Here is a 15,547-nt window from a genome sequence, read left to right on the forward strand (position 1 = left end):
TTCTTGTAGAGAACTTTTAAGATTTAAAGGGGGACTTAGTAGAGGAATAAGTTGCTCTTTTTTAATAACCAAATTCTTATTAATTATATGATATCCCGAAGAATCTTGGCAGTGTCCCATAATATCCACTTCATGTCCATAAGACTCTAATCTTTCTTTGATTTCGCACATCAAAGGCCATACACCGCCTAGCTGGGGTAAAGCCCAATTAGTAGCTAATAGGATTTTCATTAAATCACTCATTCCTTTGTGGTACATTAATTTTTTCATCATAAGGAGGTAATATATTCTTTGTATACATTTATTGACCAGGTAACTCATTATTTAAAAATCATTGAAACTTAGTTAAGTTCACCTTATGCTTTTATTCATTTTCACAATGAATAGAAAATACAGCATTCAAACCAAATTGTTCAAGGTTATGCTCCCATAACAATTTTCCTTCAATTAAGTTATAACAAGCAATTCTTGTCGGTAAACTACCGTAACTGCCTTCCCACACAAATTGTCCGTTTTCTTCAAGTTTTTTATAGGGTCTTAATCTCGAAAAGCCAACAATTACCGTATCCTTATTCAGCACTTTAATCCCTCTGCACCAGCCTAAATGTTGACTAGTATTGGTCATTGTAAATAAATTAAACACTTTTTTTATTTTTAAGCTATGAATATCAACCGTTACTACATGTCCATCCATTTTTGTAAAATAAATCGTGTCTCCGAATACAACACCGTCATGGACAAATGCGCCACCTATATCAATTTGTTGGTTAGGTCTTGTTAAACATATAGCGTCATACTGTAAGCAACGGGTTACCCAAATATCTTCGCTGATTTGAAACACAAAGTTAGGATGTGATTGATGTGGTTTAGTAGTAGGAACTTTCCGATAATCAATCGTACGAGAAAAGCGTTCCCATGGTTTTTGTCCAAGAACATTCCATTCCTGTAAAATATGTCCATCCTTAGTTATCTTCATCACCATATCCAACCCTGTATTTACCACAAGCAAATTCCCATCTTTAGTCGGACGGACATGATGAACATCATTAAAACAAGGCAATGATAAATACCTAGAGAGCTTAAAATCCGGAAGAGAATAGATAAGTACTTCAGTTTGGGTGCATACGTATAACTGTCGGTTTTGAACGGTTCCTGCTTTAAAGACAATGGAAGAATCATTAGGTGGGCAAGCTTCTTTGGGGGAAACATATTCTAGACACTTCTCAAGATGGTTGCTTGTTGTATCGAGTTTTACGATTACACCCTTTTCATATTGGTGCCATTCATCCGAAATTTTTTCTTTTTGCTGACCTCCGACAATAAATAAATTTTTCAAATACCTCACTCCTCGTAATTACTTAATAAATAAAATCTGCATAATGTCTTTGATGATCGTGAAAAGAGATCGAACTAATAAACGGGGAGCTAGTTTATTATTTATACATTTTTCATTTGTAAGGCTTGTTGGTAAACTGCGATGGTGTTTGTAATCATTTTTTCTTGCGACCAGTATTCCATAGCCCAGCTTTTTGCATTATTTGCTAAAACTTCTCGAAGGTTTGCATTTTCAATAAGAGTATTCATATTTTGGAATAGCGAATTGCTATTATATTTCGGGGAGATTAGTCCAGATGCGCCATTATGGACCATTTCGGGTATCCCTCCTGCATCCGTCGCAATAACAGGGACACCTGCTATTTGTGCTTCCATAACCCCATAAGGAAAATTATCCTGCAAACTTGGGAAAACAAATAAATCTATTTGGTTTAATAAAGCAGGAATATTGTTTTGATTACCAAGGAATTTTATATAATCTTGGAGACCTAATCTATTAGCCTGCTGTTTTAGTTGATGACGCAGAGGACCATCTCCAATTAGCCAGCACACCCAATCTTGTCGATGGTGTTTTAATTTTGCTAGAGCGTCTAGTAGGTATTTATGTCCTTTTAACGGAACTAATCTAGCTGTGCAGCCGATGACAAACTTATTTATCGGTTTGAAAATGGAAGGAGGCATATGCATTTTCTTAACAAACTCTTCAATATTTAATCCATATGGAACAATGGAGAACTGTTGATTTTCAGGTACTTTGTAATCCTGTAACAATACATGTTTTAACCATTTTGAACCAACGATGCAAATATCACTTGATGAAACGGCCCTAGATTCAAGGTCTAAACTTTGATGCCAAGAGGGAGTATTTTTTCTTACTCCTCCGTTGATAAGCGTGTTAAAAGTTAGGGCACCGTGCAGGGAATTCACCAATGGAATATGTTTAGGCACAATTCGTGAAACGGCAACAGTTGGAATAATCCCTTGTGAATGTACAATGTCATACTGATCAAAAGGTAAATGGGAAGCAGCAGCTTGATAGTTAGCAAGGTAATGATTGTTTGTTCTTTTTCTGTAATTAATACCTGGATTTCCCAAGAAAGGATTATGGAGGAAAAAATCAACATGATGGCCGTGAAGCCTTAATCCTTGCAACAGTTGCTCGATGTATGTCGATACCCCTATTATCCCTGGATATGTTTTAGATGTGATTAGGATTTTCATGTTAGAGCCCCGCTTTACACTGTAGGTACTGCATCATATGTATAGATTACTCATTTGGCATGGGGCAAATAAACAATTCCCTCATATTGTATGAATCAAAGCTAAAAGTAAAAAAAGCTTGGTAGTTTTACCAAGCCTAAAATAGAATGACGAATATTATTACTATTTAGCAAAGTCAAATATGTGAGGATTTAAGGACCATAAACGACACTGCTTAAATGAATAGGACCTTCAATACGTGTTGTCCCGGCATTTAGAAGATTCTCAAATCTTACCGTTAAAAAGTAAGTTTCAGAGGCAGGGGTACCAACTTGAGCAATTTCAGCATGATCCACGGTCGTAGTTCTTGTTCCTAATAGACTTCCTAAGTTAACGCTTAGAAAAATGCTGTCTCTGGTTTCAAAAACAACGGGTCCAGTAGCACTGCCTCGTCGTATTCGGACAATTATTTCGGCTAATCCCGGTAAGGTTGCATTTACTGACCAACCAACTAGACCATCAAATTTTAATTGATCTCCCGGTACAATATTACTCGCTATTACGGAAGTTAAAAAAAACTCCTGTCCTGCAGGTAACGTAAGTGGAAGAGAAAAACTACCTACAGCTGCTTCGCGAAAGCTAAAAGATTTTACGGTAGCCATATCTTTCACCTCCTTTATTACAATAAATGAAAATGTAGTTCGAATAGCTTGTACAAATTTACCAAATAAAAAGAAATGGACACCTATTTTTTTTCATTTAGGTATATTTAGTTGAAACACATAGAGCATGTACTATGGTTTTACATAGTCTAAGAGTAGAAGTTTGAAGGAGGTGGAGAGACAGTTGTTTGAAAACAAAACGATTTTGGTTACCGGAGGGACAGGTTCGTGGGGGTATGAATTAGTAAAACAATTGCTTCAATTCAACCCAAAGGAAATCAGAATTTTTTCACGAAATGAATTACATCAGGTCGAAATGAAAAGTACATTTAATAATGAAAAATTAACTTTCATTATCGGTGATATAAAAGAAAAGGATTCATTAATGTTCGCTTGTAAGGGTGTTGATTATCTCTTCCATTTAGCGGCATTAAAGCATGTTCCTGTTTGTGAAGAACAACCATATGAAGCTTTGAAGACAAATGTATTAGGAACACAAAACGTAATTGAAGCAGCTATGATAAACAATGTGAATAAAGTGATTTATGTTTCTACCGATAAAGTGGCTGATCCCTCAAATTTTTATGGGTTTAGCAAAGCGATGGGTGAAAGATTGGCAGTACACGCCAATATGTTGGGATCGAAAACAAAATTTGTCTGTGTAAGGGGTGGAAATGTACTCGGTTCAAGCGGGAGCGTTGTTCAGGTTTTTCAAAAGCAAATTAAGGAAAAATCGAAAATCGGTATTACTGACAAAAACATGACTCGTTTTTTCTTAACCATTGAAGATGCAGTACAGCTTCTTTTTAAAGCAGCAGTTGAAAGTATCGGCGGAGAAATTTTTGTAATGAAAATGCCGACTTGTAAAATACTTGATCTTGCTGAAGTTCTTATCGATTATTCAGGGAAAAAAGATGTTGAAATTGAAGTAACAGGTATACGACCAGGTGAAAAACTACATGAAATTCTTTTTTCTGAATATGAAAGCCAATATACCGTTAATTATGATGATCAGTATTATGTTATTGTACCGATACTACCGATTGAAAGTTTACAACGACATTATTCTGAATTTCCAAAAGTGGCGCTTCAGCATTATCAATCGGACGAGTCATTGATGTCAAAAGAAGAGATAAAAAATATGTTAATTAATGGTGGCTTTATATCGTGAAACCGACAAAAATCATGATTACTGGGGCAGGAGGGTTTACTGGTCAACATGCATGTCAGCACTTTTCGAATGCGGGATATCAAGTCATACCAATTGTTAGAACTAAAAAAGGATCTGACTTTGAATCCAAATTTGCGGTCATTGAATGTGATCTGACAAGTAAAAATGATGTAATGGACCTTATGAGTTGCCTTCAACCTGATTATGTTTTGCATCTTGCCGGACAAAACGCAGTAGATCAATCTTGGAAAGAGCCATTAGAGACTTTTGAGTCTAATGTAATGTCTACATTATTTTTGTTAGAAGCGATTCGTAAATCAGGGAGAGCTAGTAAAGTGGTTATTGTAGGTTCAGCTTTAGAAATTAATCTCCAAAAAACAAATTTACCCCCACATCCTTACAGTATAAGTAAGACGATTCAAACACTCTGTGCTGGGTCGTGGGTACATTTATTTAATATGGATATCATCCTTGCCAAACCTACTAATTTAATAGGGCCTGGCTTTTCTGGTGGAATTTGTGCGATTATTGCAAGTCAAGTTGCTGCTATGATAAAAGGCGATAGGGAAAAACGAATTGAAGTGAATAATTTATCCGCACGTCGTGATTTCCTTGATGTAAGGGACGCAGTAAGAGCCTATCAAATTTTATTCGAAAAAGGTATTTCTGGGAAAGAATATAATATTGCAACAGGGGTAACTCATTCCGTAGAAGATGTAATTTGTTGCTTTCAAAAGATAGCAGGCATCGATATCATGTTGCACTCAAAAATCAACATTCCAGATAGTACTGATGTAATGGTAGATCTATCGGAAATGAAGAAATTGGGCTGGAAGCCGTACAAACCTTTTCTTGTGACCTTACAAGATGTGCTTGCTTTTCATATGCAAAAATAAAAATAAAAAGTAACGAAAGAATGAAAGCTTTCGTTACTTTTTAAGGTTTTCATGTTACCTAGATTGATATAATTTAATAAATTCTGGATCAGGTATAGAATAGTCTGAAGGTAGTCTGCTAATAATCAATTCCCACATTTCTTTGTCCTGTTTTGGAGCAAATTGTAAGAGTTCTTGAGGTTTAAAAAATCTCGTTCGTGGGTTTGTTTTATTTTTTTGTTTAATTGAATGGTTTGGGTATTGGTTAGATTTAGCTTTCTGAAGTGGCTTCCTAGTGTTAAGATTTGGTCGATTTCGCTGAATGGGTCTTCCAGNNGTGGTTTTCTAGTATGAATGTTTGATTGGATTTGCTGAATTGACTTTCTTTTGTTGTGTTTGGGTCTAGCTGGTTGAATTGGCTTTCTAATGTGAAGAATCGACTTAGTGCTTTGAATGGGTCTTCCGAAGTGAAGATTTGTTTGGTTTTGCTGATTTGGTCTTCCAGTATGAAGATACGGCTTGGTTTGTTGAATGGGTTTTCTAGTGTGAAAGTTCGGTCTTGCATTCTGATTTCGTCGTTTCGTGTGATGGCGTGGCTGAACATGTTGGATTGTTTTCCTAGTATAAGGATATGTCTTTGTTCGCTGTATTGGCCTTCCAGTATAAGATTGTGTCTGTGCTTGTTGCATCGGTCTTCTAGGGAAAGGGTATGTCCTTGTTTGTTGGAAGCGTCTTTTAAGTAGTTGATTTCGTCGCCATTGAAGTATTTTCATATTTTGCGCAACTCTTCTATAATTAGATCTCAACAACATCATCTCCATTTTGGGTTTGAATAACTTGTTTATAAATAGCTAGTGTCTTAGCTGTCATTGTCTCTAAGCCCCATTTCTCCATTGCCCATTTTTGAGCGTTTGCTGCCATTGTATTTCGGAGATGTTCGTTTTCGATTAATTCCTTTATGTTTCTGTATAAGGACTCGCTGTTTTCTTTTGGAGAAATTAATCCGGTTTGCCCATGAGTCACGGCTTCAGTTAGTCCACCAACATCTGTGACTGCTGCAGGTATACCAGCTATTTGAGCTTCCATGATTGCGTAGGGAAAGGATTCTTGTAAGCTAGACAGAACACATATATCAGCTTGTTTTAAAATAGAGGGAATATTTTTTTGTGTTCCTAGAAAGATTACGTGATTACTTAAGTTTAACTTCCTTGTCATGTTTATTAATTCATTTCGTAAATTTCCGTCCCCGACCAACCAACAAACCCAATTATTATGTTGGCTTTTTAGTTTGGCTAATGCTTCTAATAGATACTTATGCCCTTTAATAAAGGATAATCGAGCTGGACATACAATAACAGTTTTGTCTGAAGGAGCCAGAATAGGGGGGGGTTCAGTCATTCTCTTTCTAAAATCAGCAATATCTTGTGCATATGGAATGGTTGTTAACTGTTTTTCTTCTACATTGAAATCGTTTATTAATAAATCTTTTAACCACTGTGTTGCTACAATCGTTTTATCACTGGAAGACGCGCCTATATTCTCTTGCCAATGAGCATATTTCCATCCGAAATCTTGATTAATTTTGGATAAGTGGGTATTAGAAGAGTTATGTTTTTGAATTAGATATTCAGTGGCGATACATCCATGTATAGATGCAACAAGTGGCGTGTTTTTTGGTTTAACACGTGATAATAATCTAGTTGAGAAAATATCTTGGGTATGAATTAAATCATAGTATTCCAGATTTAGATAGCTTGCCGCCAGTTCAAAGTAATAATAGTTCATTTCATTTCTTTTATAGCTCGGATCAAGATATGAAAAAGAACGATTTATACAGTTGGTTACTAATTTTTCTATTTTATTCAAATTGATGAATTTTCCACTGTTCACCAAATAATATCCGTTCAAATTTGGATGCTTTGCGAGAATTTCAACTTCATGCCCTTCCTTTTCTAGTCCTCGTTTCAATTGGTCCATATACATTGCTGACCCCCCTGTCACAGGGTGTTTCCAAAAAGTGGACAACAAAATTTTCAAATTTTAACACCTCTTTTATCCGTTACAAAATATGTTATGAGACAATGGGTAAATTGGTATCGGACATCTATCTATATATAGTCATGAAAAAATAAGAACTTTGAAACTTCCTAATCTATAAAAAGGAAAGGATGAATATTTATATGGCCAATGGATGTAATCAAAATCCAATTGGAGCTTGCGCTGAAGCCGAAGGATCTAATACGACAGCTAGTGGGAATGCGTCCCATGCGGAAGGGTTTAATACGACAGCCGGTGGAAATGCATCCCATGCGGAAGGGGGAAGTACCAATGCTAGAGGGGAAGCTTCCCATGCAGAAGGCATAAACACACAAGCATTGAACTTATATGCTCATGCGGAGGGAAGTCTAACGATCGCCTCTGGTATTGCGTCTCATGCGGAAGGAGAAAATACCCTCGCAAGTGGGCTTGTTTCTCATGCGGAAGGTCAGGGTACGATGGCTTCAGGAGAATCTTCCCATGCGGAAGGAGACCAGACGGTAGCAAGCGGAAGAGCGTCTCACGCAGAAGGTAACTTGACAGTGGCGGGCGGCATTTTTGCTCATGCGGAGGGGCAGCGTACCGTCGCTAACGGAGATCTTTCCCATGCCGAAGGAAATCAGACGCGGTCACCCGGCCAAAATTCTCATGCCGAAGGAGCTCTTAACATTGCGAGCGGTTTTACTTCTCATGCAGAGGGAGTAAATACGATTGCTTCCGGATCTTTCTCCCACACAGAGGGACAATCGACGGAAGCGAACTTTTTGGAAGGGGTCCATGTCATGGGGAAATTCGGTGCAGCAAATGAGCTACCGTATTCGTGGTATCTAGCTAATGGTACGGATGCCTCTACACCGAGTTTAGCTGCAAAAATATTAAGCGACGGTAATGTTAAAATTGACGGAACCGTTACTACCCCGGCAGGAGATTTTGCAGAAATGTTTGAAACAAAGGATGGACATCCGATTGATTTCGGCTATTTCGTCTCGTTAGAAGAGAATAAAGTACGCATAGCAAATAGTCAAGATGATTATATCCTGGGAATTACTAGCGCAAAGCCAGCTTTCTTGGGCGATAGCGGAGAGTTACGATGGAAGCACAAGTACTTGACTACTGAATGGGGAGAAATTTTGTATGAAGAAATCACACTTCCTGCAGTATTTGATGAGAGCGGAAATATGATTGTTCCGCAACGGACAGAACGAAGACCGGTACTGAACCCAGCTTGGGATGCTTCCCTCGTTTATCTTCCTCGTAGCCTCAGGCCCGAATGGGTTGCGGTAGGGCTATTAGGAAAGTTGTTAGTACGAGATAACGGTCTTTGCAAAAGTAACGCTTACTGCAAGCCAAATGATCAAGGAATTGCCGTGCCCTCTGATGTCGGGTACCGTGTCTTGCAGCGTACGGCCCCGAATCAAATATTGATTATGTTTCGATGAACATCCAGAACCCCCTCGTTCAAAAATAGAGTGTAAATAAACTTACAGCGTTCTTTTTGGGAACGTTGTTTTTTTGTACAAACACACTTAAATTGGGAAACAAGAAGCCGTTAAGAAACATTTCTACATTCCTATAATATATTAACAGTATCGTTTAGGGAGGGATCATGAAATGTGGAACCAATACTATGATTTGAAGCTTACGGAAAAGGATATTAAGAATGGGGGTCATCGCAGTAAAATAGGTGGTATGTGGAAAGAAATGGGCGATCTTCAATTTAAGTTTTTGAAAGATCAGGGATTACAGCCGAATCATGAACTATTGGATGTAGGATGCGGAAGCTTGCGTGGGGGAGTAAATTTTATTAAGTATTTAAATGAAGGAAAGTATTGCGGACTAGATATAAATGCTTCTCTAATCAAAGCAGGTCAGGTAGAGATAAAAAAGGCAAATTTAATTGAAAAGAGACCAATGCTATTGGTTAATGACAGCTTTCAGTTCGAACTTTTTAAGAAAAAGTTCGATTATGCCATAGCTCAATCGGTGTTTACTCACCTTCCAGTCAATGTGATTCAAAGGTGCTTGATTAATATAGAAAAGGTATTAAATCCCGGCGGGAAATTGTTTGCTACGTTTTTTGAAACGGAAAATAAATTTAACGATGCCTCAGTTAGCCAATCTGATGCAGACGGCTTATTTACCTATCTGGACAAAGACCCTTACCATTATCATATTTCTTTATTCGAATATTTAGTAGAAGGTTCTTCGTTGCATCTAGAATATATCGGTGATTGGAAACATCCGCGAAAACAAAAAATGCTTTGCTTTTATAAGGAAGGGAACACCGACGAGTAATCGAATCGGTGTTTTTATTTGCAAGTTTTAAAAAATATAACTATTTAAGCTCTTAGTCTATTCGCAATGTTGACAACCTACATACATTATTTAGAGACAGCCTTTTACAAAGAGAGGGGAGAAATATATTTTGGACATGTGTACCTTTATCGATTCAATTGCCCTAAAGGTTGAAGTGGATGAAATATTAAACTGCTACCAATTAGAAGATTTACATGTTAAAAAGCAATATAAAGTAGTTGTGATGAATCATTTAATGGAAATGATACCTGTTTTTAAAATGGATCAGGTGTGGGAGAACATAAAAAAGGCACTCTGTCCAGGCGGTTTAATCGTAATGAAGACTAAAATTTACGAAACTCCTAATGAACTTGGAGATGATGAAACAAATTATGCGCAAATCCGCTGTAATAAACAAACTGTGGGGACTTTGTTAAAGAGCTTCCTTAAATTAAATTTGATTATGGCAGAGTCAACTGATGAGTTTTTTGTCTTAATTCGCAAAGAAGACCTTTCTTTTTACAGTCAAGAACAAAAAAATCGTTTCTTAACTCATCATCAAAAGTGGGCAAGTAAATATAATCTTGAACAAAAAGAATTTTACAGTGAAGAAGATTTTCGTCATTTAGTACCCGGAGCAGGGCGTATGATGATAGGATGTGTGGCGGAAAACAATCATAAGTATCAAACTCAAGCCCTTAGACTTATTCAATCGATTCGTTGGTTTGGTGGGAAAATGGCTGGAGCTAATATTTTTGTTTGTATGGTAGACGAAGCGGATCCTGAGTTTGTTAAAGAATTAGAAAAATGGGGCGTATTCGTTCGAATTGTAAGTCGTTTTAGCGTTACACATCCTCCATCAAACAAACTCCGGCTGTTTGAATTGCCTGAAGTTGATTCTTATGACACAATCATGCTTCTAGACTGTGATACAGTTATTGTTCAGGACCCGTATCCTTTGATTGATGGTGAACATTTTCAAGCGGAGATTGCTGCGGCTGCCACAATTCCAAATCATATCTTTAGTAAACTTTTTGCGCATTATCATCTCCCAATGCCAAAACAAACATATATGACATCTTTATCAAGAGAGAAAACAATCTGGTATTGTAATGCGGGCGTGTTGATATTCCCAATCAAAGTATTACGTAACATCTATCCAGTATGGAAACAATACACAATTGATTTATCGCAAAAAAAATCACTTCTAGGAAAACATTATTTTTTCTGCGAGCAGGCTTCCTTATCTATAGCCCTTGCTGCACAAGCCATACCTTTTAGGAGATTACCTTTAAGCATGAATTTTCATTTAACCTCAATTAAGAAATATCATATGAAACATTGTGACCCCGTGATAATTCATTATCATAAAATGAACGATGAAACAGGATTTTTAAAAAATTGTTCATTTTATCCTTTGTCTATGTGCCGAGTAAACCAGTTTAATGATCGGTTGCGAAAGCATTTATTTACAGATAAAAAGCTATAAATCTAATTATTTCTAATTTATTTAAAATTTTTTCATTTTTTTATCCAAAAATGCCTTTGCTTCTTTGAGTCGATAATCGGAGGGATTACCGTTTTTTTCATTAAATTTCTTGATTAATGGCTCAGGATCGTTAAGGATATCCTGGTAATAAACATCAATAATTTTTTCTGGATTTAGGCCATACGTATGGCGATAATGATAGAGATTTTTCAAATAGGGTGTCAAAATTTGATTGGAAATTCCAATTCTTTGTCGATCCCGGTGTGCCAGTGAACGAACAGATGCTTCGAAGGGGCGATGTACAAAAACATAGTGAATATCGGCCACTTCCTCTAAATATGGTTTCCAGACTTCAAATGTTAACAATGTACGAGGATCCTTTAAACCCCAAATAGGTCTCACATTTTTTGAAAGAAATGCGCGGAGTTTTGTAGCAGAAAATTTTGCTTCTGCCATTTTATCACGGCTGGGCGGTTTGTTCCATGAACTGTTAACACTTCTAAGTATTTCTTGATTTATTTGGACAAATTCAATATTTTCATAATGGCCTTTTGAGTTATGAAGGGTTGCAGGGATGAGATTGTCTCCCATATGTATATCTAAAAGATTCATTACCCCTGCAGTCGCGCTAGATCCTGAACGGTGAAGACATAAAACGAGGAAAAGCCTACTCTTTTCATTCACAAATAACAGCCCCTTCTTTTAATAAAGTATCTGTTTTCCAAATAAGAGTTCTCCTTTTACAATTTTTTACAAGGAGGCATCTTTAATGATATCAAGCATTTTATCTAGCCGGTGCTCGAAAGTATGCTCTTTTAAAACGCGATTTTTAGCGTTGTTTGCAATCTTTTGGCGTTCTTCTCCAAATTTCATATAATAATCTAATTTGTTAACAAGTTCCTGGTAACTTTTAAAAGACACGATCTCCTCACCTTCAAGAAAATAGTTTGGCAAATCTTCTTTGAATTCAATTAGTTGAAATGAACCACATGCAGCTACATCAAAGGTTCTATTATTTATACTTTTTCCTTCAATACCAATTCGGTTCTGGTTTTCCTTTAGGTTAAACGCTCTGTGTGTATTTAGAACGATTTTTGCACCGTTGTAAAAGTTCGCTACAATGGATGGCTTCACCCATCCTTCATGTATAAATAGATTCTGGTTTTTTTGATATCGATACAATACGGATTTCCATTTGTTTCCGACAACTTTAATCTTGTAATTGGTGTTTTGTAAAAGGAGCTGAACATACTTAATCCGTTCAGGGTAGGGATACCCGACAAAACATATATCACTTCTGTACTTTAATTCAATATCCTTCGGTCTAAAAACTTGCGGTTCTGCAGCAAGCGGCAATTGATAAGCATTTTTATGTCCCTTGGCTGTATAAAAATCGAGTGCTGCGGAATCAATGGTGAACACAAAGTCATAATAACTTGAAAGCGTATCTGTTCGATCCATAAAATAAGGGTCTTCTGTAAACCAAACTACTGTCTTTGTTAGTTGACTTTTTAACCATTGAACCATTTTGATTGGGAGCTTAAAGCCTACTAGTGTCAAGGCTAAATCAGGCTTGAACAATTTTGTATGCGACTGTAAAGCTGAAAATCCATCTTTAACCTGAAAAAATTTTACTTCATGCTTTTTCCTTAACTCACGAAGTATCCATGCTTCAAAATGATCATATATTCCCATATAACTAGAAGAAATAAATAATATTCTCATATTGTAATCACCTAAAAGTTAATCGTAATGTTATTTAATGTAGCAATTCCATTTTTAATTTCGTCGCAATAAAAAAATCCTTCAACTATCACAAATTTTTTTTCTTTTATTGTTGAAAACCGCAACTCATTGGAAAATATTACATTATCACCAGGCTTTAATTGCTGACACTGATTTGGTTTAAGCCAATGTTCCCCAGTTTCTACGGTTGTTTCTTTCCAATTATCATGGAAATAATGCCATGATTCGGCATTCGTTCCATCTATCATTAAGGAAGTATGTGTTATTGAACCGATTTTCCCACCAAGGTGTACGTCTTGAGGAGGTTTGATACGAATACAAATCATTGGATTATTTAATGTTACGTTACCTGTATTTTGGGTAATCATGTTTCCAATGACGGTAACTTCCTTTTCGTCTTCATCCGGAAGCATAACAGCATAACTGAACCATGCTAATCCCTCAGTTTTAACTTGTTCTTTTTTTTTAAAAAACAATCCAACCCCTCCTGATATTACAAAAGTTAATACTATCATTCTATGCAAAAAATTGTTTTACATGATGACAAAGCATATTTCAAAAGTAAATAAAATGGATAGGTTTCCGTTAAATATCTGTGAAATTTCCAATAAAAAAAGAGGAGTTGAACTCCTCTTGGCATTGCAGTTTTTTCAAAATCCCAATTATGGAGTCAATCCTGGTCCTGGGAAAACAGTTGGACATTGAGGTGGGAATGCTAATGGCGGACATACGAACGGCATATCAGGACGTGGTTGACAGAAGTCTGCTGTGATTTCAAGTTTTACCAATGCTTCCATCTGTACGTTTTGGCACAAGTTGATAGAGATATCAAGTTGTTGGAATACGAAAGTTCCTGGTGTACCTGTTGGTCGGCAAATTAAGTTCGCATCGCACTCAAAGTCTGTTATTTCACATTGAAGGAAAGTACCAGGAGGTGCACATAGGAAAAACTTTTCGGAAATTGCCCACGGAATAGGGAACGATGTACAACTCTCACCTTGAGGGTTTGTTACACGAACAACGATAAACCCTTTTTTCAAGACTTTCACTTTTTGAAGTGTAACAGTTGATCCATCTGGCAATTGGAACTGCCCGCTTGCGCGTCCTTCTGGTTGTGGAATTTCTTGACAAAGAATAGCGCCAGGGGCTAACGGATCAATAGGATTTCCTTCTTCATCCGTAGGGAAACATTCTACTGTATAGTTACCTCCTAAAATGGCACAAGGGTCATCACTGCCAGGAGTTGGAGTAATACCTCCAGGGCAATCAAAAACAAGTGTGTCACCAAGATCTGCTGCATTAAAGGCCAGCAGCGGTACATCTGCTTGGCGAGTTACCCAGTCATAAACTTTATTTACCTTTATACATAAAGTTTCCTGCCCGCCGTTAATTGACTTATACTCCATGAATCAATCATCCTCTCATTTTATGGTGTTGATAGGGTTGAGCCTACTGCATAGTATGCAAGTATCCCGCTTCTGTGTTTAGGCTATTTAATAATTTTTAATTTCTTATCATTTACCTGCGCAACAGAAATATGTGATTCTCACGAATTACCCATAGATAATATATTCTCGAAGGCAAAGGGTGTGCTTCATCACTTCGTAAGAACAAGCCTGATTATGCAAAGTGTTTTATATATGGTTTTAAGAAAGAGAATGTTTTTTTCTGCCCGACCATTACACGTTTTATCACTGCAAGCATAAACTGAAAATAGATGAATTGGGCGTTTGCCTACGAGGAGGAAAATGATGCTGAAAAGGGGTAGTCTTGGAAAATTAACTCACGTACAGTTGCAACAGAAGGTCATACATCTTGAATCAGAACTCTCATTTATTCGAACAGACAGGGAGAAGAAAGATCGAAAGTACCTAGAGTGGATTAATGTGTTAAAACAAGAAAATGAGAGGTTCAAAACTGAATTTCAGAAGGTATTAAAGGATAGGGTAATGTATAACCAAGAGAGAGAGAAACTAATTAAAGACTATAATGAGTTACTCCAAAAAAATATAGCTGCTCAAAGTAAAATTTCACAGCTTGAGAAGAGTATGGGGCAAACAGAGCTTGATGAAAAAATTGAAAGGCTTTCACACGAAAATGATAAGCTTGTCAAATTAGCTGAAGAATTAAGAAAAGAAGCTGAATTTCATAGAGAGAATGCAGAAAGACATTTACGAGATAAACAGATTAGTGAAGCAGAAATGGAGCAGAGGAGAAAGGATTTATCCTGTATAGAAGAAAATGAAAAGATGCATCGATTAATAATAAACGAACAAGAGTTGGTAAAGAAACTTCAAGTAAAAATAGCAGTTTTAACGAAAGATGCTGAAGAGAAGGAACAGCTTTATATGGAAAAAGAAGTAATGCAAGAACAGGTTACGGAATTACAAAAACAGTTAATTGAAAAAGAAGAAAAGATTTACATGATGACAGAGAAAGAGCTTTCTAAAGAGAGCCAACTTGCTGAATTTAGTAAAGAACGAGAACAATTAAATGAAAATGTTCAAACGCTTAGAAAAGAAAAACAGCAATTGGAACTGGAACTTACTGCTAAAGCTGCAGAGCTGGAGAAGGTGAGGCAAGAAAAAGAGGAAGTTGCTACGTCAAATGAAATTGTAAGAACAAATCTTATACAACTTCAGAAGGAATTAACTGAGAGTAAAAATGAACGAAACATGTATCAAGAAAAAGAAGAAGAATTACAACAGAAAAATGCATCTTATCTACAAAAGATAAC

Annotated in this window: 14 protein-coding genes and 1 pseudogene; 6 read left to right on the forward strand and 9 right to left on the reverse strand. The window is 36.6% G+C overall.

All coding sequences use genetic code 11. The features are described 5' to 3' along the window. The 4 genes and pseudogenes from V7068_RS14500 to V7068_RS14515 form a co-directional block, all read right to left on the reverse strand. Positions 1-273: pseudogene (locus V7068_RS14500) on the reverse strand (hypothetical protein); the annotation flags it as partial. Positions 274-364: 91 nt separating this feature from the next. Continuing rightward, positions 365-1,336, reverse strand: a complete 972-nt coding sequence (locus V7068_RS14505) for a hypothetical protein (protein WP_499713371.1) — start codon at positions 1,334-1,336, stop codon at positions 365-367. 101 nt (positions 1,337-1,437) lie between these two features. Next, positions 1,438-2,556, reverse strand: a complete 1,119-nt coding sequence (locus V7068_RS14510; RefSeq protein WP_499713372.1) for a glycosyltransferase family 4 protein — start codon at positions 2,554-2,556, stop codon at positions 1,438-1,440. 191 nt (positions 2,557-2,747) lie between these two features. Then, the gene (locus tag V7068_RS14515; protein ID WP_499713373.1) at positions 2,748-3,197 is read right to left on the reverse strand and encodes a hypothetical protein; all 450 of its coding nucleotides are present in this window, start codon (positions 3,195-3,197) and stop codon (positions 2,748-2,750) included. Positions 3,198-3,381: 184 nt separating this feature from the next. On the opposite strand from V7068_RS14515, the gene V7068_RS14520 reads away from it, so the two are divergent. Beyond that, the gene (locus tag V7068_RS14520; protein WP_499713374.1) at positions 3,382-4,368 is read left to right on the forward strand and encodes a polysaccharide biosynthesis protein; all 987 of its coding nucleotides are present in this window, start codon (positions 3,382-3,384) and stop codon (positions 4,366-4,368) included. Further along, positions 4,365-5,264 (forward strand): NAD-dependent epimerase/dehydratase family protein, encoded by a 900-nt coding sequence (locus tag V7068_RS14525; RefSeq protein ID WP_499713375.1) that lies wholly within the window; start codon positions 4,365-4,367, stop codon positions 5,262-5,264. Before V7068_RS14520 ends, V7068_RS14525 begins: the two co-directional genes overlap by 4 nt. A 774-nt stretch (positions 5,265-6,038) precedes the next feature. Here V7068_RS14525 and V7068_RS14530 read toward each other — a convergent pair. Continuing rightward, positions 6,039-7,226 carry a glycosyltransferase family 4 protein gene (locus tag V7068_RS14530; RefSeq protein ID WP_499713376.1) on the reverse strand — a complete coding sequence of 396 codons (1,188 nt, stop codon included), beginning with the start codon at positions 7,224-7,226 and terminating at the stop codon, positions 6,039-6,041. Between the two features lie 197 nt (positions 7,227-7,423). Between V7068_RS14530 and V7068_RS14535 the strand changes: the two genes are divergently transcribed. The 3 genes from V7068_RS14535 to V7068_RS14545 all read left to right on the forward strand — a co-directional run bounded on the left by V7068_RS14535 (position 7,424) and on the right by V7068_RS14545 (position 11,064). Beyond that, on the forward strand, positions 7,424-8,719 hold the full coding sequence (locus V7068_RS14535) for a peptidase G2 autoproteolytic cleavage domain-containing protein (RefSeq protein ID WP_499713377.1): 1,296 nt from the start codon (positions 7,424-7,426) through the stop codon (positions 8,717-8,719). A 172-nt stretch (positions 8,720-8,891) separates the two neighbouring features. Then, positions 8,892-9,575 (forward strand): class I SAM-dependent methyltransferase, encoded by a 684-nt coding sequence (locus V7068_RS14540; protein ID WP_499713378.1) that lies wholly within the window; start codon positions 8,892-8,894, stop codon positions 9,573-9,575. A gap of 175 nt (positions 9,576-9,750) precedes the next feature. Continuing rightward, positions 9,751-11,064, forward strand: coding sequence for a GT-B fold glycosyltransferase domain-containing protein (locus V7068_RS14545; protein ID WP_499713379.1), 1,314 nt, complete (start codon positions 9,751-9,753; stop codon positions 11,062-11,064). A 21-nt stretch (positions 11,065-11,085) separates the two neighbouring features. Here the strand turns inward: V7068_RS14545 and V7068_RS14550 are convergent, their stop codons facing one another. The 4 genes from V7068_RS14550 to V7068_RS14565 form a co-directional block, all read right to left on the reverse strand. After that, positions 11,086-11,748, reverse strand: coding sequence for a sulfotransferase family protein (locus V7068_RS14550; protein ID WP_499713380.1), 663 nt, complete (start codon positions 11,746-11,748; stop codon positions 11,086-11,088). A gap of 66 nt (positions 11,749-11,814) precedes the next feature. Beyond that, positions 11,815-12,789 carry a CgeB family protein gene (locus V7068_RS14555; protein ID WP_499713381.1) on the reverse strand — a complete coding sequence of 325 codons (975 nt, stop codon included), beginning with the start codon at positions 12,787-12,789 and terminating at the stop codon, positions 11,815-11,817. A gap of 11 nt (positions 12,790-12,800) precedes the next feature. Next, the gene (locus V7068_RS14560; RefSeq protein WP_499713382.1) at positions 12,801-13,286 is read right to left on the reverse strand and encodes a hypothetical protein; all 486 of its coding nucleotides are present in this window, start codon (positions 13,284-13,286) and stop codon (positions 12,801-12,803) included. Positions 13,287-13,472: 186 nt separating this feature from the next. Then, on the reverse strand, positions 13,473-14,216 hold the full coding sequence (locus tag V7068_RS14565) for a BMQ_0737 family morphogenetic spore coat protein (protein WP_499713383.1): 744 nt from the start codon (positions 14,214-14,216) through the stop codon (positions 13,473-13,475). Positions 14,217-14,696: 480 nt separating this feature from the next. Here V7068_RS14565 and V7068_RS14570 point away from each other — a divergent pair. Continuing rightward, on the forward strand, positions 14,697-15,547 hold an 851-nt coding region (locus V7068_RS14570; protein ID WP_499713384.1), incomplete at its 3' end, for a hypothetical protein.

Source organism: Bacillus sp. JJ634, assembly GCF_036962285.1.
Taxonomy (GTDB): Bacteria; Bacillota; Bacilli; order Bacillales; family DSM-1321; genus Peribacillus; species Peribacillus asahii_A.

Excerpts from the sequence above, each read along its gene's own strand:
- V7068_RS14565 (WP_499713383.1), bottom strand. The coding sequence starts at position 14,216 with ATGGAGTATAAGTCAATTAACGGCGGGCAGGAAACTTTATGTATAAAG.
- V7068_RS14540 (WP_499713378.1), top strand. The coding sequence starts at position 8,892 with ATGTGGAACCAATACTATGATTTGAAGCTTACGGAAAAGGATATTAAG.
- V7068_RS14530 (WP_499713376.1), bottom strand. The coding sequence starts at position 7,226 with ATGTATATGGACCAATTGAAACGAGGACTAGAAAAGGAAGGGCATGAA.
- V7068_RS14535 (WP_499713377.1), top strand. The coding sequence starts at position 7,424 with ATGGCCAATGGATGTAATCAAAATCCAATTGGAGCTTGCGCTGAAGCC.
- V7068_RS14515 (WP_499713373.1), bottom strand. The coding sequence starts at position 3,197 with ATGGCTACCGTAAAATCTTTTAGCTTTCGCGAAGCAGCTGTAGGTAGT.
- V7068_RS14555 (WP_499713381.1), bottom strand. The coding sequence starts at position 12,789 with ATGAGAATATTATTTATTTCTTCTAGTTATATGGGAATATATGATCAT.
- V7068_RS14510 (WP_499713372.1), bottom strand. The coding sequence starts at position 2,556 with ATGAAAATCCTAATCACATCTAAAACATATCCAGGGATAATAGGGGTA.